Source organism: Shigella sp. SIG6 (assembly GCF_053555815.1).
Genome location: NZ_JBQZXC010000003.1, coordinates 57,206 through 75,221, shown reverse-complemented (window position 1 = coordinate 75,221; position 18,016 = coordinate 57,206). Strand labels below are relative to the sequence as shown.

Genomic DNA, 18,016 nt, shown 5'->3' with positions numbered 1-18,016 from the left:
TTTTCAGGATTCCTGACGTAAATAAATAGCCCGATAACAAATACTCACCAGCACTACACCGCCGATAATATTACCCAGCATCACCGGGAGCAGATTGGCGGTAATAAAATGGCTGACCGTCAGTGCCGGAAAATTGTCTGCGCTACTGTGCGCCAGTTGCCAGAAGGAGGTAGGGGCGAAATGGCGAATGGCAATGGCGAACGGAATCACAAACAAATTGGCGATACAGTGCTCAAAGCCACTGGCGACAAACAGGGTGATGGGCAAAATCATGGCGACGATTTTGTCGCATAACGAACGTCCGCAATAACTCATCCACAGCGCCAGGCAAACCATCAGATTGCACATAATGCCGAGGCTGACAGATTCAGTAAATGTATGATGCATTTTGCCCTCGGCGCAGTGTAAAATCGCGACTCCCCACATCGCGTTTTCACTCATCACCAGCCCGGAAAACCAGATTAACAAACTGAAACAGGCAATACCTGCCAGATTACCGCAGGCCACCAGAAGTGCGTTAATCAGCCAAGTTCGCCAACTAATAACGCCCCGACTTTTTGCCATTACCGTCATTACCGACGAGGTGAACAGGCTGGTGCCGCAAACCGCCAGCAAAATAAAGCCAAGTGTAAAGCAAAGGCCGCCCACCAGATGGGTTAATGCCTATGAAGACGGGGCATCGGCGATAACGGAAAGGTAAAAAGTAAATCCGATCGCCATAAACACGCCAGCGGACATCGCCATTAAAAAGACCGACACTTTACTGCGGGCAATTTTATGGGCGGCAATCCGTTCAGCGATTGCCGCTTTTCTGGCGCTCAACTGCAAGTCGAAAGAGAGTTTGTTTCTCATGCATACTCCTGCAAAAGCAGATTACAACACCTCGCGAACCGAGATTCCCAGACGCTGCATTCGTGACAGCAGCGTGGTGCGCTTCATCCCTAATCGTGTCGCCGCGCCACGGGGCCCGGCAACAATGCCATTGGTTTCTCGCAATACCTGAACAATGCGCTGACGTTCTTCTTCGTCATTCTCTGGCGTCGTCGGGTGCAGCAACTGCGCCATTGAACTGCGAAGCGCTGAATCTTCATTTAGCGTCGGCAGTAAACGGCTTTGTCGGACATTAAGATGTAAATTCAGACTGTTACCGCGAGTCAGCAGTACCGCTCGCTCAATCACGTTTTCCAGCTCGCGCACGTTGCCCGGCCAGTCCCACGACATCAACTGGCGTAGCGCCTCGGTCGGGATGGCGTCAATTGAACGATTCATATGGCGCGCCATTTTTTGCGTGAAATGCTTTGCTAAAAGAGGGATATCTTCCGGACGGTCGCGCAGCGGAGGCAATTCCAGTGGGAAGACATTCAGGCGATAAAAGAGATCGCTGCGAAACTGGCGATCTTCAACCATTTGCCACAAATCACGGTTGGTGGCGGCAATGACTCTGACATTTACCGGGATCGTTCTACTCCCGCCGAGACGCTCAATCTCCCGTTCCTGCAATACGCGCAGCAGTTTAGGCTGAAGTTCTAACGGCAGATCGCCAATTTCATCGAGAAACAACGTGCCGCCATCGGCAATTTCAAAACGACCACGATGGGTATTAATCGCACCAGTAAACGCCCCTTTGTCATGACCGAATAACTCACTTTCCAGAAGACTGGCGGGGATGGCAGCGCAGTTGATTTTGACCAGCGGCTTGTCGTGTCGCGGGCTAAGTTGATGGATCGCTCTGGCGATCACCTCTTTGCCGGTTCCGGTTTCACCGCAAATCAACACCGTACTGTCGCTCTTCGCCACAATATCTACCTGCTGGAGCAGGTCTTCCATTGCCTGGCTTTGATAGATAATGTCACCGACGCCCAGATTCGAAAGGAGCTGCTCGCTAAGCTGGTGGTTTTCTTGCTGCAAACTTTCCTGCAAATCGGTCATTCTACGGCAGGCATCGGCATTGCCAACGGCAATAGCGATGCGATCGGCTATGTGTTGTAGTAGCTGGCAGTTTTCCTCACTAAAGAGAGTGGAAGAGGTATGCGCCAGCAACAATGCACCCGGTGTATGGTTGCCAAAGGTAAGCGGTATAAGGAGCGCAGATTCGCAGCCGTTAGATGCAAGTAAGAGTAATAACGGGTCGCGTTGCCAGAGAAACAGATCATCTGCACGGTGCGTCAAGGTCGGTTGTCGGGTTTGTAGCGTTTGTGTCAGCAATACACTGTCGCCAGGCATATTGTGTGGCAGACACGCACAATGTGAGGCAGAAAGATCGCTGCACCACAGGCTGAACTTCTCGTTCTTTCGATGATCGCCCAGTACCATACTGACTGAAGCCAGACCGAAAAAATGATGGATCTCACGAGCGACGTCAGCGATCAGATCGTCGAGATCAAGATGTGACAGCACTGCATTAGTGATATCCACCAGTACCCGATGATGATCGCGATCTTTCTCCAGCAAACGCAGCGCCACCTGCTGTTCTTCATCATTGAGCCATGATTGCAGAACCGGGGTGATAATGCGTGCCAGCCAGTTAAACAGTGTGCAATCCTGGGGAGTAAAACGGCTGCCGTGGGTACGAATAAAGCGTAGCTCCGCCATTCCACTACTGCCGAGAAGGACGGCGTGACGCGAATAATCGACCATCTCGCCCTGATACTCTGTTGTTGCCGTCACATCGCTGCCATCATCATGGTAGCGGTAATAGAAGTTGCTTTTGAGAACATGCAGTTCAATAAGTTGTACCGGGCTGAACGGCGGCGGCAGCGGGATGAAGGCGCGTAATAAAGACGCCTTGCCGTGTTTCTGCGCTAACCGCTCCGCGAGCATTCCGTTTACCGCTTCAATTGTTATTCCTTGCGGCGGGGCAAACATCGCTTCGTCTGACATAGCCATCAACAGTCCTTATTAATGAGAAATCCTTCTCACGCAATTTTTCTGGCCATCAGATAGATAGCCGGTTCCAGCACAATTTCATCCAACAGATGAATGAATTGAATGCTACGCGCTTGCCACACAGACGTCGCGTCATCTGCCAGTGGTGCGAATGCCCGGGTCAACAGGGCGGTGTGGCTGGCGTCAATAACAATCTCACCAAAAGTCATCACCCCCAGCATCTTACGTCGGGCTTGCTCCTCTTCGACCAGTGCAAGCCAATCTTCGTATTCCGTCAGTGGGCAGCGGAAGGCGACATTCAGACAATCAATCACGCCAACGTGATGACCGATAGCCAGCGAGTAATACATTACCTGAGAGCTGTGTTCCGGCATCTCGTCGCTACTGGCGACAAACTTTTTTCGCAGCGTCCAGAAAACAATTTCCCCGCACTCTTCAGTCATGTAACCCCCGGAGTACGCGAAAGAGTTGCTGAACGATACTATTGAGACGTGGATCGTCGGCATCGCGCAACCAGGTGTTAACCCGATTTCCTGTAGGATCGTCGCTTAAATGGCGCAGGAGCCGATCGCAAATTTCTCGCCCCTGACGATAGCCCGCCAGCCGCCGCGCTTCTCGCTCAATGGCGATACGCTGTGATGGCGGGATCTGCGGCCACAACGGTTGCATAGTCACCCCGGTGGGATCGCGATAATCCACCGCGTGAATCTTCTGTTGCAGCAAACCGAGCGCCACGGCGAAACCGTGAATGGTGGCGGCCGGTGTTGGCGGGCAGCCGGGGATCCAAACATCAATGGGGACAATGGTGTCGCTGCCGCCCCAGACGCTGTAGAGATCGTGGAAAATACCGCCGCCGACACCGCACGCGCCGTAGGAAACACAGATTTTATGATCGGGGGCAGACTCATACGCCCGAAGTGCAGGCATACGCATCGCTCGGGTGACTGCGCCAGTAAATAACAAAATATCGGCGTGACGCGGTGATGAAACAACCTTAATGCCAAAACGTTCTGCGTCGAATACGGGGGTGATGGCAGCAAAAATTTCGATTTCACAGGCGTTGCAGCCGCCGCAATCGATGCGATAAACGTAAGCCGAGCGACGGATATCCTGTAGCAAATGCCGCTTCATCTTTTGCGTTTGCTCGTCCAGCGTGATGGGCTGGCTGACATATTGCGTAAGCACTGGACTCATAGCTGCTCCTTAGCCACCAGCGGTACATCTGTATCGTCGTTGATCAGCGTCGCGCGTTGTTTGCACTCCGGGTAGACGCTCGCTTGCGCCCATAACATTTCGCGGTTTTGTGGCGCATTTTGTTGCTGTGCCAACAATTCAGCAGCCAGTGCGACGGTTTTTTGCGGGGCAAACGGTCGTTCGCAACGGCTGCAACGTTGTAGATGGAACGTCGCGTGGGTATAGAGATCGGCTTTATGGGTGACGCTCAGTTCAAAGTTATTGGTAAGCTGGATGGCTCTGGTCGGGCACACTTCTTCACAACGTCCGCAGTAAATACAACGCCCCAGATAGAGCTGCCAGGTGCGCGAATTTTGCTGGTCGTCGGTCTGGATAGTCAGCGCATTTGCCGGACAAGCACAGGCGCAGGCACCGCAGGCAATACATTGGCTGGGCATCAGGTCCGGTTTCCCGCGAAAGCCTGGGCTGACCTCCAGTGGCGCGAAGGGATATTTCACCGTCGCGGTTCCGGCGCGCATAATAGTTTTCAGTAACTTCAGCATCTTCTGTCCTTACTTCAGCGGCGAACGGTTACGATCAATGCCGTAGCGTTCGATCTCTTTATACGGCACGGTTTTTGACTGGCGCTTGCGCACATCTACCAGCGTCACACGGTCGGTACAGGAGTAGCAGGGATCAAGGCTACCGATAATCAGCGGTGCGTCAGAAACGGTATTGCCGCGCAGCATGTAACGCAACACCGGCCAGTTGGCGTAGGTGGCGGCACGACAGCGCCAGCGGAACAATTTTTGGTTATCACCGAGCATGCTCCAGTGCACGTCTTCACCGCGTGGCGCTTCAACAAAGCCCAGCGCGAATGCGTGAGGTTTATAGCTAAAGCCTTCGGTCAGCAGTGGGGTATCCGGCATGTTGTCGAGGGCAAATTCCAGCATTGCCAGCGAATCAAACGTCTCTTTGACACGGACCATCACGCGGGAGAAAACATCGCCGCCGGTAAAGGTAAACAGTGTTTTTGGAATATTGCCGTAGTCGGCGTAGGGGTGATCAAAGCGCAAATCACGGGCAAAACCACTGCGCGGATCAGCGGCCCTACAGGGCTATAATCACGGGCGATTTGTCGGTCGAGAATGCCAATGCCCTGAGTGCGTTGTTCCATATTCGGCGTAGCAAGCAGCATCTCTACCAGCTCCGACACGTCGGCGCGCATCTCGCGCACCAGTTTCAGCGTTTGCAGACGTTGCTCTTTGAGAATATCGCGGCGAACACCACCAATCAGATTCAGACCGTAGGTTTTACGCGACCCGGTCAGCAATTCCGCCATCGTCATCGACTGTTCCCGCACGCGGAAAAATTGCATAAAGCCGGTATCAAAACCAACAAAATGGCAGGAGAGGCCAAGGTTGAGCAAATGACTGTGTAGCCGCTCGACTTCCAGCAGAATCGAGCGAATAGTATGTGCTCGTTGCGGCACCTCAATCCCCAGTGCATTTTCAACCGAGTTGGTATAGGCCACACTGTGGGCAAAACCGCAAATCCCACACACGCGGTCCGATAAGAAGGTCACTTTGTTGTAGCCCATCCGCGTTTCTGCCAGTTTCTCCATGCCGCGATGGACATAAAACAGGCGGTAATCAGCATCGACAATTTGCTCGCCATCCACAAACAAGCGGAAGTGACCCGGTTCATAGGAGGTGATATGCAGCGGGCCGACAGGGAGCACCCGCGCATCGCTGTTGCCCTCATTGATAAACGCATACGTTTCGGAATCTGTCGTCGGTTCAGGGCGCAGTCGATAATCCATCGCATCTTTGCGCAGCGGATGCATATCTTCCGGCCAGTCATCGGGCAACACCAGGCGACGCTGATCCGGCAGGCCAACCGGAATCAGCCCGTACATATCGCGAATTTCTCGCTCGCCCCAGACCGCGGCAGGGACGCGCGGTGTGACTGACGGAAACTCCCGACTGTCGGCATCGACCAGTGCCTTCACCACGATCCAGCATTTTTCGGCCCCTTCCATTGAAAGGGCATAATAAACCGCGTAATGACCGTTAAGTGTCCGCTCGTCGTTGCCAAACAGGACTGGAAGCCAGCCATCATGTTGATAATAAAGATAATGTACAACGTCAGGCAGCAGATTGATTTTCACCGTAATGGTGACCTGTTCAGGCGTTTGTCGCTCTTCATCCAGCACCGCGCCGGGGAACTGCGTTTTCAGGGCGGCGAGAATCGCTTCGCCACGATTTGACGATGAATTAACGTTCACTGTGTTTCTCCGAAACAGATGCGGTGCCTGAAGGCAAAAAATCATGCCAGGTGCTACGTTGTGCAGGCAGGTCGTGCGTCCCTGAGAGGACTATAGTGGAAGCGCCCGCCAGGATCCTGATGACAGGTTGTGGAATATGCGTTCCCATCGCCAGCATCATGACCAGCAGAATCACCATTGGCGAGGTGGTCAACCAGCCGAGATCACCCCGGTTAACGGCCTGCGGCGGTTTCGCCATTAACACCCGCGCAGCCATCCGTACCAGGCCCGCCAGTACCAGCGTTAACAGCAATAACAGCAGGACGATAATCAGCAGGTGATTACGTGCCAGTCCTGCGGTAACGGTCATAAATTCGCTAAGAAAAATGTTGAAGGGCGGCATCCCTGCCAGCGCCAGCGCACCGCCGCCAAACAGCACGGCGGTAAATGGCATGATTTTGAGCATCCCACAGACGACGTTGAGATCGCGCGTGCCGTACTTGAGCAGTACATTGCCGGAACCGCAGAACAGCAGCGTTTTTGCCAGACTGTGGTTTAAGGTGTGCAGCAGCGCGGCAAAAATTCCCAGCGGCCCGCCAATGCCTAGCGCCACCGCGACCAGCCCCATGTTCTCCACGCTGGAGTACGCCAGCAGACGCTTAATGTCCCGCTGTACCAGAATGAAAAATGCCGCCACGGCAACCGACAACATGCCGAAGATGAGCAACAACCGGTTGGGGAAATCGCTGCCGATGGCCTGGCAAATAATGATGTAATAGCGAATCAGCACCAACAGCGCGCAGTTCAGCAATACGGCGGAGAGCAGGGCGCTGACCGGACTCGGCGCTTCACTGTGAGCATCCGGCAGCCAGGCGTGCATGGGAAATAGCCCGGTTTTGGTACCAAAGCCAATTAGCACAAACACAAAGGCCAACAGCATTAATGTTGGGTCAAGCAAGGACGATTGCTTAAGAACCTCGCTCCAGAATATCGCCATTTCTGCCTGCGGCATAACGCTGGCGGCGTTGGCGTATACCAGCACGGTACCGAACAGACCAAAAGCGACACCAACAGTACAAATAATGATGTACTTCCATGCTGATTCCAGCGATGAACGCTGACCGTAAATGCCTACCAGAAACGCCGAGCTTAAGGTGGTGGCTTCGATCGCCGCCCACATCACAATCAGGTTATTGCTGGTAACAACCAGCAGCATGGTGAACAAAAACAGATGGAAGAAACCGTAGTAATCGCACAGTGTAACGGGTGAAAGCTCGCCGTGTGCCACTTCATGACGCATGTAGCCAATCGAGTAAACACCGGTGAGAAAGCCAATCACACCAAGAATGGCGAGGAACAAACCGCCCAGACCATCAATATGAAGCCACAGTCCCGCAGCGAATATTTCTCCTGCATCAGCGGCAGTTTGGACCACCCAGAGTGCCAAAATCAGCAGCAGTGTGATCCCTAAGCTATGTAATACAGTCACCGTACAAGTCGCAGAGAGCCCCCGTTTCCGGCAGGCAAAACAGAGCAGCGAAAAAAGCAGCGGCGTGAGCAGGAGTAAAGCGAACATCACAGAATAACTCATCTCATTATCCCTTCAGCGCGGTCAAGTTGTTCACGTCCAGCGTGCCGTGGGTACGCCATATTTTTCTTGCCAGTAACACCATCACAATGACGGCGAAGATGGCGTCGGTAGCGATACCTATTTCCACCAGTTCCGGTGCTCGCCAGGCAAGAAGCGCCAGCACCAGATGGGAGCCGTTTTCCATCAGGCAGTAACCAAAAATTTGCCGCAGGATATTGCGCTGGCTGACAATGCACAGCAGGCCAAGCAGAAAATGACCTAACGCTACCGCCAGCGCCGGTTTCAGCCCGGTAGCCATCGGTAGCTTCACGGGCTGAACGACAAATGCGCAAAGCAGGACAATTAACGCCGCGAGCAGTGCCATCATTGCCGGACCGAATAACGCTTTTTCCGGGATGTTCTGGGGAATATTTCGTGCAGCGTAAGTCATGATTAACGGTACCAGCAGCACTTTGGTGATAAAGGCGCTGGCGGACCAGATCAGCAGTTGCTCTGCGGCGAACAGGCACGAGAGAGTGGCGAAAATAGACACCAGCACCAGCGACTGGCAGGCGTAAAATCCGCATGACAGGCGATAGCTTTTGACGCTAATCACAAACAGCGATGTCAGCATCATCAGTCCCGCCAGATTATTTACGATCATAGAACCGGTCATTCATCATCTCCTTACTGCAACTAGGTCGCGGCGATTACGCTGGAAATCAGCGACATCACAATCAGTACAATCAACACCAGGCGCATTGACCCTGGCAGCGGTGCGGCATCGGCGACGGCCTCGCTCGGTTTGCCCGGCACGACGCGACCAAACCAGCGAATAAACCAGGCGAAACTGGCGACCGATTCAATCATCAGCAGAATCATGGCGGGCAGCAGGATCCAGTACTCCACTGACAACGCAAAACCGGCGGCAAACAGCGGGAATTTACTGAAGAAGCCGTTGAACGGCGGCACACCGGTAATTGCCAGCGCTGCCACGCAGAAACCCACGCCTGGCAACGGCAGGGTGTGCAATACGCCACGCAGACGCGGCAACAAGCGCGTGCCGCAGCTGTAACTCAGCGCACCTGCTACAAGGAAAAACAGGCTTTTAGCGAACGCGTGGTTGACGATGTAGGCGATGCTACCCTCCAGCGCCAGCCGCGAGCCGAAGATGGAGAGCGACAAGCCGAAGAACATCCAGCCAAGTTGAGTGATGGTCGACCAGGCCAGCAACCGCTTCATATCCTGCTGTGGCAAATACATCAGAAAGCCATAAAGAATGGTGACCAGTGCCATGACCATGCCAACACCGCCAATCACATGCGGGATATTGCCGCCGTCGATAATGGCGCGGGCAAAAATGTAAACGCCCACTTTCACCATCGATGCGGCGTGGAGATAGGCGCTGATCGGTGTTGGCGCTTCCATTGCGTCCGGTAGCCACGCTTGCATCGGTAGCTGGGCCGATTTCCCCCACGCGGCAAACAGGATGCCGCCATAAACCAGATAACGTGCGTCGCCATGTAACTCGCTCATCGCGCTAAGCACAAACGTTCCGGTCTGCAAAAACAGCGTGGCGGCGGCAAGATACAACCCCAACGAACCGATATGGGTGATAAGCAACGCTTTTAGTGCTGAACGCTGCGCTTTATCGCTCTGGTAATAACTGATCAACGCCCAGGAGCAGCCGCCCGTAATTTCAAAAAACAACAACTGACCGAGCAGCGTCGAGGAGAGTACCAGTCCCGCCATCGCGCCGATAAACACCAGCAAAAATGCGTAATAACGATTCGTGCCGTTATGCGGGTGTTCGCGATTTTTATCCGCCAGATAACCCGTGGAGTAGATCGTGACCAGCAAACCGAGAAACACCACCACAAACAGAATCAGCGTACTCACGCGATCAATGACCAGGCCAAACAATGCCACATCTCCCACGTTGACCAACGTCAACGTGACGGCAACTTTATCGGCCTGATAAAACGCGGAGATCAGCGACAACATGCACAGCGTGGTCAGCGCGGCGAACAAAACCCCCCATTCGGCGGCCCGACGTTGTGGCGAAAACGAAACGACCAGTGCGCCGATAAAAGGCAGCATTAACGTCGTCAGAGCAAGATTTTCCATATTCCGTCAGTGCTCCTTACAGACCGGTTAACCAGAAGACCCATGCAAGCGCAGCAAGGCTGAAGCCAAGCCAGGTCACATGGTGAATGAGTAAAAAACGCCCGCGTGCCAGCGTGTTTTCTGCGATTGAGGCCAGTACAAAAATCAGCAAAACCTTGAGCAGCGTAACGACAAGTGAAGTCAGCAGGCAGGCGAGAGAAAGTTCTTGCGCGCGCCCAAAGGGCAGAAACAGGGCCACAAACAGTGCTGCCATCACGACCTGTTTCAGCCCCAGCCCCCATTTCGCTAGCGCCAGCCCGGCACCGGAATATTCGGTCAGCGGGCCTTCCTGTAATTCCTGTTCTGCTTCAGCAACATCAAAGGGAATTTTTCCCATCTCAATGAAGCAGGCAAAACCACAGGCCAGTAACGCCAGTACGGTGGTTAGCGGCGAGTTCCAGCCCATCGCCAGCGTATTGCTGATCATCTCGATATGCGTGGAACCTGCTATCAGCGCCAATACCAGCAGTGAGAGAATAAGCATTGGTTCGACCAGAATGCCGAGCGTCAACTCGCGACTGGCACCGACTCCCGCAAACGGACTTCCGGTATCCAGCCCGGAAAGAGCAAAGAAAAAACGAAACAGGGCAGGAAGATAGATAAGGGTGATCAGATCGCCGCCGCCCGCAAAAGGGGAAACGGTAATAAATAGTGGTAAGGCCATCGCCAGCACCAGCATGCTGCTGATTAATACCCACGGCATCAGGCGGAACATCAGACCTGAAGATGTCGGCGCAACTTCCTGGCGTTTAAACAGTTTGTGGATATCGCGATAATCCTGCCAGATCCCCGGCCCGCGGCGGGAGTGCATACGCGCGCGTATCTGCCGGGAAATACCCGTAAAAAGTGGGGTTAGCATCAGCAGAATCACGGCCTGTGCTAACGCAAAAATGACCAGATATCCGTCGCAAAGAGTTTGTCTCATGGTGATTTCCTTAGACGGCAATAGCGATTAGCAGCACAACCAGTGCGGCGACCACATACAGGCAATAGAGACGAAAGTCGCCGCTTTGCAGATGCTGTATTTCTTTGACCAGCCGTTGGGTGGCGCTCACGATGGGGCGGATCACCCGCTCATCCCAGAAGGGTTCTGTGCTCTGAGCCCTGGCGGTGACGTGCGCAAGACCTTTATTTAGCCTCAGCGTAGGGTCGAGCTGTTGTCGTAGACGAAATAACGCAGAGAAGACCACACGCAGCGGCTGCATCACGCCATTGCCTGACGGAGCCATCGCGTTTTCCCAGCCGTAGCCGCATGCCCAGGCATCTCCTGTGCGACGAAACGCTGCGCGGCGCGAACGACACCACAGCCAGTAAAGGCCAGGCAGCAAAGGCATCGCCAGTAGTAACAGCAACAGTAATGAAGGAGTGACCCGTGTATGAAACGTGCCGGGTACAAGTGCTATTCCGCTGGCGACAGTGACGGGAGGGGTATTGGTAAACGCATGGGCAATATGCATTATCTTCGGTGCCAGCCAACTGGCACTAAGCGCAATTAATACGCAGAGTGCCGCGAGCAGTAGCATGGCGACGATCATCGTATTTGGCACTTCCTGTGCCTCTTCAGCGTGTGTACTGCGCGGCGCACCACAGAAAGTAATACCGTACATTTTGACGAAGCACATTACTGCCAGCCCACCAGTGACTGCCAGCATTACCATAGCAATAGGACCCGCAAGTTGTAGCGCTACGGCTTCCACACGACTTAGTGAGAACAGCGACTGCCAGGTGTACCATTCGCTGATAAAACCATTCAGCGGAGGAATGGCTGATATCGCGAGGCAACCAATCAGGCATGCTGCGGCTGTCCACGGCATCCGTTTCGCCAGTGCCCCCATTTTTTCCATGTCGTGGGTATGCAAACGCGAAATAATCGCGTCCGCGCCGAGAAATAGCAGCCCTTTGAACAGCGCATGGTTGAGCAGATGAAACAGTGCGCCGAGCAGTCCAACCACGGTGAGCAGCGGGTCGTGCAGTGACAGACCGTCTATCGCCACACCGACTGCCAGCAAAATAATGCCGACGTTTTCGACGGTACTCCAGGCCAGCAGCCGTTTGATATCCTGTTCCGCCAGCGCATATAGCACGCCCAGGAGCGCGGAGATTGCGCCGATCGCCATCACCAGAATGCCCCACAACAGAGGCAAACCCGTTTGCGCCAGCAGATCCATCGCTACTTTCAGGATGCCGAAAATACCGATTTTGACCATTACGCCAGACATCAACGCCGAAGCGTGCGATGGTGCGGCAGGGTGAGCGCGCGGCAACCAGCTGTGCAACGGCATCATCCCGGCTTTCGCGCCAAAACCGAAAAAGGCCAGCAGAAACACCGCCGACGCCAGCCCCGGAGAAAGTGAAAGCGTGCGAAACTGGCAAAATCGAGGCTGCCGCTTTCGCGCCCCATCAGCAAGAAGGCGATCATAATCAGCACCGATCCGGCGTGGGCGATAAAAAAGTAGAGCATGCCAGCGTTGATCGACGTTTTATCCTGCCTGGCAATGACCAGAAACCAGGAAGACAGCGACATCATTTCAAACAGCACGATGAACCAAAAAGCGTTGTCCATCACCAGCAGGGCAACCATCGATGCGATGAAAAGATTCATAAAGAAGCCCATCGCCGCCGCGCCTTTGCCCTCGTATTCGCGCATATAAGTCAATGAATAGAGCGAACAAACCACCACCAGCAAGGAGATAACCAGCACCATAAATGCCGAGAGGCTATCCATTCGCAGGGTTAAATCGGCAAAGTCAAAAGGGGTGGCAAAATGGGCGACTAAAGTTACACCAGCATGTAATTGCGTAATTCCGCTGATGATGCCAATCACGCCGCCCACCAGCGATGTGATGCCGGAAAGCTTAATAGCCAGTCTGTCCAGACCGAGTAAAAACAGCGAAGCCAGACTGGCAAACAGATAGAGGATCAGCGACCAGGTTAATAATTGCAGGGCATCCATTAGTGTTGCTCCTGAGTGAGGGAAAGGGGATCCTCCCCGCCATTGGCAAACCAGCTTGCGGCAAGGCGCTGTTTTTCTTTCATCTGACGTTGCAGGCTATCGTCGGTGATCAGCCGTAACGCCTGATTCGGGCAAGCGCGAACGCAGGCCGGACCTTCTGGCAAGAAATCACACAGGTCGCATTTCACCGCGACGGTCTGGACACCCGGTTCCCAGCGCAGCAACGCATGTTGGGGCGGCACGTTTTCTTCGCCGTCTTTGAGTGAGCCTTCAGCCTGAAAAACATATTGCGCATGGGCATTCACCGGACGGCTTCCTGAAGCGCTGATTGCGCCAAATGGGCAGACCACGGCGCAAAGCTTGCAGCCAATACAGAGGCTTTCGTTGAGTTGGATCGCATCATCCCTCTGAGAGATGGCATTGACCGGGCAGACCTGCAGGCAAGGGGCTTCCTCACAGTGATGACACACGACAGGGGCAGTGATTGTTGACGTCTTCGCCAGGGCCAGGCGCGGGTGTTGCTGTAAACTTTGCGTTTTATGCACGTCCGAACAGGCAGCGAGACAGGTATTACATCCTGTACACCACAGTGGTTCGGCCACCACAAAGCGGTTCATGTCGGCTCCTTGAAAATGATATGAAACATTGCATTTCATATTGCATAAAGGATGCCATTCTGATTAACTCAATCTATTCAATAAGTTATGAATTAACTGGATTCTGAACGGTACAAAAATGATGGTCATTAACGTTCAGCAAAAAATGGATTCGACACCCGTGTCGCAGGGGAAAGCGAGAATGTGATCTTGATCACGAGAAGTGAGGTATGCTGGCCGCAAGCGCAGCCAGCACGGAATGGAGCAAAGTAATCAGGCGTGTTCTTTCAGCCAGTTCAGCACAACGTCGTGGTGATTGCTGGTTTTGAAATCGTCAAAGACATGTTCGATTTTGCCATCAGCGTCAATCAGGAAGCTGATGCGATGAATACCATCGTAGGTTTTGCCCATGAAGGACTTTTCACCCCAGACGCCGAATTGTTCGCACACCTGGTGGTCCTCATCAGACAGGAGCGTAAAGTTAAGCAGCTCTTTTTCCGCAAAACGGGAGAGTTTTTCGGGTTTATCGGTGCTGATACCCAGCACATCAACGCCCGCTTTTTTCAACTCATCCATGTTATCGCGTAAGCCGCAGGCCTGTACGGTACAGCCGGGGGTCATGGCTTTCGGGTAGAAATAAACCAGAACACGCTGTCCCTGGAAGTCGGTCAAATTAACTTGTTCTCCGTCTTGATCCGGCAAGCTAAATTTCGGTGCGATATCACCGGCTTTCAGTGGATTCATTACTTAACTCCATCCTGTTCATCATGTTGGGAATAATTGACGACGTTAATACTGCCTTGTGCATTGAGTTCTGTACATAGGGCTTTGAACGCTTGCTCAATATTTGCTGCGTCCGCAGATGCGGGGCTGTGGGCGGTTATCTGAATATGCAACTGCGCAGCCCGTTCATTTTCAGCAGGTTGTGTGCGCGACACCAGCTCCGCAATGTTCATATGATGCGCGTCGAAAAGTGCTGTGAAGCGTTCAATTAAATGCGGGGAGTCTGCAACATCGACCTGAACCCAGACAGATGCTGGCATTGGCGGACGCGGACGCGCCGTCGTGCGCTTCATCACGATTAAAAGATCCAGTTCGGCACCTTTCAACGGTAACGTTGATTCAATCAGAGTGATGGCATTCCATGAACCGGAAAGCAGCATGATAAACGTGAACTCTTCTCCCAGCATCGCCAGGCGACTGTCTTCAATATTACAGCCGCAACTACTGACATTACGGGTGATGGTGTTCACAATTCCAGGGCGATCGGCACCCAACGCAGTGATCACCAGATAATGTTGCGATGACAGTGTCAAACTGGTTATTCCTTTAAGGGGTGAGTTGTTCTTAAGGAAAGCATAAAAAAATCATGCATACAACAATCAGAACGGTTCTGTCTGCTTGCTTTTAATGCCATACCAAACGTACCATTGAGACACTTGTTTGCACAGAGGATGGCCCATGTTCACGGGAAGTATTGTCGCGATTGTTACTCCGATGGATGAAAAAGGTAATGTCTGTCGGGCTAGCTTGAAAAAACTGATTGATTATCATGTCGCCAGCGGTACTTCGGCGATCGTTTCTGTTGGCACCACTGGCGAGTCCGCTACCTTAAATCATGACGAACATGCTGATGTGGTGATGATGACGCTGGATCTGGCTGATGGGCGCATTCCGGTAATTGCCGGGACCGGCGCTAACGCTACTGCGGAAGCCATTAGCCTGACGCAGCGCTTCAATGACAGTGGTATCGTCGGCTGCCTGACGGTAACCCCTTACTACAATCGTCCGTCGCAAGAAGGTTTGTATCAGCATTTCAAAGCCATCGCTGAGCATACTGACCTGCCGCAAATTCTGTATAATGTGCCGTCCCGTACTGGCTGCGATCTGCTCCCGGAAACGGTGGGCCGTCTGGCGAAAGTAAAAAATATTATCGGAATCAAAGAGGCAACAGGGAACTTAACGCGTGTAAACCAGCTCAAAGAGCTGGTTTCAGATGATTTTGTTCTGCTGAGCGGCGATGATGCGAGCGCGCTGGACTTCATGCAATTGGGCGGTCATGGGGTTATTTCCGTTACGGCTAACGTCGCAGCGCGTGATATGGCCCAGATGTGCAAACTGGCAGCAGAAGGGCATTTTGCCGAGGCACGCGTTATTAATCAGCGTCTGATGCCATTACACAACAAACTATTTGTCGAACCCAATCCAATCCCGGTGAAATGGGCATGTAAGGAACTGGGTCTTGTGGCGACCGATACGCTGCGCCTGCCAATGACACCAATCACCGACAGTGGTCGTGAGACGGTCAGAGCGGCGCTTAAGCATGCCGGTTTGCTGTAAAGTTTAGGGAGATTTGATGGCTTACTCTGTTCAAAAGTCGCGCCTGGCAAAGGTTGCGGGTGTTTCGCTTGTTTTATTACTCGCTGCCTGTAGTTCTGACTCACGCTATAAGCGTCAGGTCAGTGGTGATGAAGCCTACCTGGAAGCGGCACCGCTTGCGGAGCTTCATGCCCCGGCTGGAATGATTTTGCCGGTGACCTCCGGTGATTATGCAATCCCGGTGACCAACGGTAGTGGTGCTGTCGGTAAGGCGCTGGACATTCGTCCACCAGCCCAGCCGCTGGCACTGGTTTCTGGCGCGCGTACCCAGTTCACGGGCGATACCGCTTCATTGCTGGTGGAAAATGGTCGTGGCAATACTCTGTGGCCGCAGGTGGTTAGCGTGCTGCAGGCGAAAAACTACACCATCACCCAACGTGATGATGCTGGTCAGACACTGACCACCGATTGGGTACAATGGAACCGTCTGGACGAAGACGAGCAGTATCGTGGTCGTTATCAAATCTCTGTTAAGCCGCAGGGTTATCAGCAGGCGGTTACGGTTAAACTGCTGAACCTGGAACAGGCGGGCAAACCGGTTGCAGACGCGGCTTCCATGCAGCGTTACAGCACGGAGATGATGAACGTTATTTCCGCCGGTCTGGATAAATCTGCCACTGACGCCGCGAACGCTGCGCAAAATCGTGCCTCCACCACTATGGACGTACAAAGTGCAGCTGATGACACCGGTTTACCAATGCTGGTCGTACGCGGGCCGTTCAATGTGGTTTGGCAACGTCTGCCAGCGGCGCTGGAAAAAGTGGGCATGAAAGTGACCGACAGCACCCGTTCGCAGGGCAACATGGCCGTAACTTATAAGCCGCTGTCTGACAGCGACTGGCAGGAACTGGGCGCGAGCGATCCAGGCCTGGCATCCGGTGACTATAAACTGCAGGTTGGCGATTTAGATAACCGCAGCAGCCTACAGTTCATCGATCCGAAAGGTCATACTCTGACTCAGGGGCAGAACGACGCGCTGGTAGCTGTCTTCCAGGCTGCGTTTAGCAAGTAAAAATACAGGGCTGGAATCATCCGGCCCTTTTTTCTGATATGATACGCAAACGTGTGCGTCGGCAGGAAAACGCGATTTTAGCGGTAATTCGCACGAAATTTGTTTGTCGGACGTAGTTCGGATAAGGCGTTCACGCCGCATCCGACAAAATATCCGGCACACCAGACAGCAAAAGATTTTAAAACGTTAATTCACACCCAGGAGTGATAAAGATGCAAAAGCAAGCTGAGTTGTATCGTGGTAAAGCGAAAACCGTATACAGCACGGAAAACCCGGACCTGTTGGTGCTCGAATTCCGCAATGATACGTCAGCAGGGGATGGCGCGTGCATTGAGCAGTTTGATCGCAAAGGTATGGTGAACAACAAGTTCAACTACTTCATTATGAGCAAACTGGCTGAAGCGGGTATCCCGACTCAAATGGAGCGTCTGCTCTCCGATACCGAATGTCTGGTGAAAAAGCTGGATATGGTGCCGGTTGAGTGTGTCGTGCGTAACCGTGCTGCTGGCTCTCTGGTGAAACGTCTTGGAATCGAAGAAGGTATTGAGCTGAACCCGCCGCTGTTCGATCTGTTCCTGAAAAACGATGCCATGCACGATCCGATGGTCAACGAATCTTACTGCGAAACCTTTGGCTGGGTGAGCAAAGAGAACCTGGCGCGTATGAAAGAGCTGACCTACAAAGCGAACGACGTGCTGAAAAAACTGTTCGATGATGCTGGTCTGATTCTGGTCGACTTCAAGCTGGAGTTTGGTCTGTACAAAGGTGAAGTGGTACTGGGCGATGAGTTCTCCCCGGACGGCAGCCGCCTGTGGGACAAAGAAACACTGGAGAAAATGGACAAAGACCGTTTCCGCCAGAGCCTCGGTGGCCTGATCGAAGCCTATGAAGCCGTCGCCCGCCGCCTGGGTGTACAGCTGGACTGATTTTTCTGTTCATCATCTTGCCGTGCAGCTGGCACGGCAAGACAACCGCTCTCGGAATATATGCATTGAACGCTCATTCCTCCGCCATT

Annotated in this window: 14 protein-coding genes and 3 pseudogenes; 3 read left to right on the top strand and 14 right to left on the bottom strand. The window is 53.3% G+C overall.

Annotated elements, in window-relative coordinates; all coding sequences use genetic code 11:
- Positions 1-3: 3 nt before the first annotated feature.
- The 14 genes and pseudogenes from focB to ACUU1M_RS01305 all read right to left on the bottom strand — a co-directional run bounded on the left by focB (position 4) and on the right by ACUU1M_RS01305 (position 14,926).
- Positions 4-852 (bottom strand): annotated as a pseudogene (gene focB / locus ACUU1M_RS01370) (formate transporter FocB).
- A 21-nt stretch (positions 853-873) separates the two neighbouring features.
- The gene (gene hyfR, locus ACUU1M_RS01365; RefSeq protein WP_001251532.1) at positions 874-2,886 is read right to left on the bottom strand and encodes a DNA-binding transcriptional regulator HyfR; all 2,013 of its coding nucleotides are present in this window, start codon (positions 2,884-2,886) and stop codon (positions 874-876) included.
- A 29-nt stretch (positions 2,887-2,915) separates the two neighbouring features.
- Entirely contained in the window at positions 2,916-3,329 is a 414-nt protein-coding gene (gene hyfJ, locus ACUU1M_RS01360) for a hydrogenase 4 assembly chaperone HyfJ (protein ID WP_000133937.1), read from the bottom strand.
- Positions 3,322-4,080 (bottom strand): hydrogenase 4 catalytic subunit HyfI, encoded by a 759-nt coding sequence (hyfI, locus tag ACUU1M_RS01355; RefSeq protein ID WP_000075574.1) that lies wholly within the window; start codon positions 4,078-4,080, stop codon positions 3,322-3,324. The genes hyfJ and hyfI overlap by 8 nt, the downstream gene beginning before the upstream one ends.
- Positions 4,077-4,622 (bottom strand): hydrogenase 4 subunit H, encoded by a 546-nt coding sequence (gene hyfH, locus ACUU1M_RS01350; protein WP_000916052.1) that lies wholly within the window; start codon positions 4,620-4,622, stop codon positions 4,077-4,079. Before hyfH ends, hyfI begins: the two co-directional genes overlap by 4 nt.
- 9 nt (positions 4,623-4,631) lie before the next feature.
- Positions 4,632-6,346, bottom strand: a pseudogene (hyfG, locus tag ACUU1M_RS01345) (hydrogenase 4 catalytic subunit HyfG).
- The gene (gene hyfF / locus ACUU1M_RS01340; RefSeq protein WP_000122552.1) at positions 6,336-7,916 is read right to left on the bottom strand and encodes a hydrogenase 4 subunit F; all 1,581 of its coding nucleotides are present in this window, start codon (positions 7,914-7,916) and stop codon (positions 6,336-6,338) included. Before hyfF ends, hyfG begins: the two are co-directional and overlap by 11 nt.
- 4 nt (positions 7,917-7,920) lie before the next feature.
- Complete coding sequence (gene hyfE / locus ACUU1M_RS01335) at positions 7,921-8,571, bottom strand: hydrogenase 4 membrane subunit (RefSeq protein ID WP_000147987.1); 651 nt, start codon at positions 8,569-8,571, stop codon at positions 7,921-7,923.
- Between the two features lie 20 nt (positions 8,572-8,591).
- Complete coding sequence (gene hyfD / locus ACUU1M_RS01330; RefSeq protein ID WP_199882171.1) at positions 8,592-10,022, bottom strand: hydrogenase 4 subunit HyfD; 1,431 nt, start codon at positions 10,020-10,022, stop codon at positions 8,592-8,594.
- A 16-nt stretch (positions 10,023-10,038) separates the two neighbouring features.
- Positions 10,039-10,986 (bottom strand): hydrogenase 4 subunit HyfC, encoded by a 948-nt coding sequence (hyfC, locus tag ACUU1M_RS01325; protein WP_134799651.1) that lies wholly within the window; start codon positions 10,984-10,986, stop codon positions 10,039-10,041.
- A 10-nt stretch (positions 10,987-10,996) separates the two neighbouring features.
- A pseudogene (gene hyfB / locus ACUU1M_RS01320) lies at positions 10,997-13,014 on the bottom strand (hydrogenase 4 subunit B).
- A complete protein-coding gene (gene hyfA / locus ACUU1M_RS01315; RefSeq protein ID WP_005076269.1) occupies positions 13,014-13,631 on the bottom strand; it encodes a hydrogenase 4 subunit HyfA in 618 nt (205 codons plus the stop codon). Before hyfA ends, hyfB begins: the two are co-directional and overlap by 1 nt.
- 252 nt (positions 13,632-13,883) lie before the next feature.
- Positions 13,884-14,354, bottom strand: a complete 471-nt coding sequence (gene bcp / locus ACUU1M_RS01310; RefSeq protein WP_001068682.1) for a thioredoxin-dependent thiol peroxidase — start codon at positions 14,352-14,354, stop codon at positions 13,884-13,886.
- Positions 14,354-14,926 carry a glycine cleavage system transcriptional repressor gene (locus ACUU1M_RS01305; RefSeq protein ID WP_000176196.1) on the bottom strand — a complete coding sequence of 191 codons (573 nt, stop codon included), beginning with the start codon at positions 14,924-14,926 and terminating at the stop codon, positions 14,354-14,356. The genes bcp and ACUU1M_RS01305 overlap by 1 nt, the downstream gene beginning before the upstream one ends.
- A 145-nt stretch (positions 14,927-15,071) precedes the next feature.
- On the opposite strand from ACUU1M_RS01305, the gene dapA reads away from it, so the two are divergent.
- The 3 genes from dapA (at position 15,072) to purC (ending at position 17,927) form a co-directional block, all read left to right on the top strand.
- Positions 15,072-15,950: a 4-hydroxy-tetrahydrodipicolinate synthase gene (gene dapA / locus ACUU1M_RS01300; RefSeq protein ID WP_005080278.1), complete on the top strand. Its 879-nt coding sequence runs from the start codon at positions 15,072-15,074 to the stop codon at positions 15,948-15,950.
- Between the two features lie 16 nt (positions 15,951-15,966).
- A complete protein-coding gene (bamC, locus tag ACUU1M_RS01295; RefSeq protein ID WP_005076259.1) occupies positions 15,967-17,001 on the top strand; it encodes an outer membrane protein assembly factor BamC in 1,035 nt (344 codons plus the stop codon).
- Positions 17,002-17,213: 212 nt separating this feature from the next.
- Positions 17,214-17,927: a phosphoribosylaminoimidazolesuccinocarboxamide synthase gene (gene purC, locus ACUU1M_RS01290; protein WP_005076254.1), complete on the top strand. Its 714-nt coding sequence runs from the start codon at positions 17,214-17,216 to the stop codon at positions 17,925-17,927.
- The last annotated feature ends 89 nt before the right edge of the window (positions 17,928-18,016 follow it).

What these genes read in the sequence shown, in the direction of transcription:
- hyfF (WP_000122552.1), bottom strand. Translation starts at nt 7,916, where the DNA reads ATGAGTTATTCTGTGATGTTCGCTTTACTCCTGCTCACGCCGCTGCTT.
- hyfI (WP_000075574.1), bottom strand. Translation starts at nt 4,080, where the DNA reads ATGAGTCCAGTGCTTACGCAATATGTCAGCCAGCCCATCACGCTGGAC.
- hyfR (WP_001251532.1), bottom strand. Translation starts at nt 2,886, where the DNA reads ATGGCTATGTCAGACGAAGCGATGTTTGCCCCGCCGCAAGGAATAACA.
- purC (WP_005076254.1), top strand. Translation starts at nt 17,214, where the DNA reads ATGCAAAAGCAAGCTGAGTTGTATCGTGGTAAAGCGAAAACCGTATAC.
- hyfJ (WP_000133937.1), bottom strand. Translation starts at nt 3,329, where the DNA reads ATGACTGAAGAGTGCGGGGAAATTGTTTTCTGGACGCTGCGAAAAAAG.
- hyfH (WP_000916052.1), bottom strand. Translation starts at nt 4,622, where the DNA reads ATGCTGAAGTTACTGAAAACTATTATGCGCGCCGGAACCGCGACGGTG.
- hyfC (WP_134799651.1), bottom strand. Translation starts at nt 10,986, where the DNA reads ATGAGACAAACTCTTTGCGACGGATATCTGGTCATTTTTGCGTTAGCA.
- bamC (WP_005076259.1), top strand. Translation starts at nt 15,967, where the DNA reads ATGGCTTACTCTGTTCAAAAGTCGCGCCTGGCAAAGGTTGCGGGTGTT.
- hyfA (WP_005076269.1), bottom strand. Translation starts at nt 13,631, where the DNA reads ATGAACCGCTTTGTGGTGGCCGAACCACTGTGGTGTACAGGATGTAAT.
- bcp (WP_001068682.1), bottom strand. Translation starts at nt 14,354, where the DNA reads ATGAATCCACTGAAAGCCGGTGATATCGCACCGAAATTTAGCTTGCCG.
- dapA (WP_005080278.1), top strand. Translation starts at nt 15,072, where the DNA reads ATGTTCACGGGAAGTATTGTCGCGATTGTTACTCCGATGGATGAAAAA.
- hyfD (WP_199882171.1), bottom strand. Translation starts at nt 10,022, where the DNA reads ATGGAAAATCTTGCTCTGACGACGTTAATGCTGCCTTTTATCGGCGCA.
- hyfE (WP_000147987.1), bottom strand. Translation starts at nt 8,571, where the DNA reads ATGACCGGTTCTATGATCGTAAATAATCTGGCGGGACTGATGATGCTG.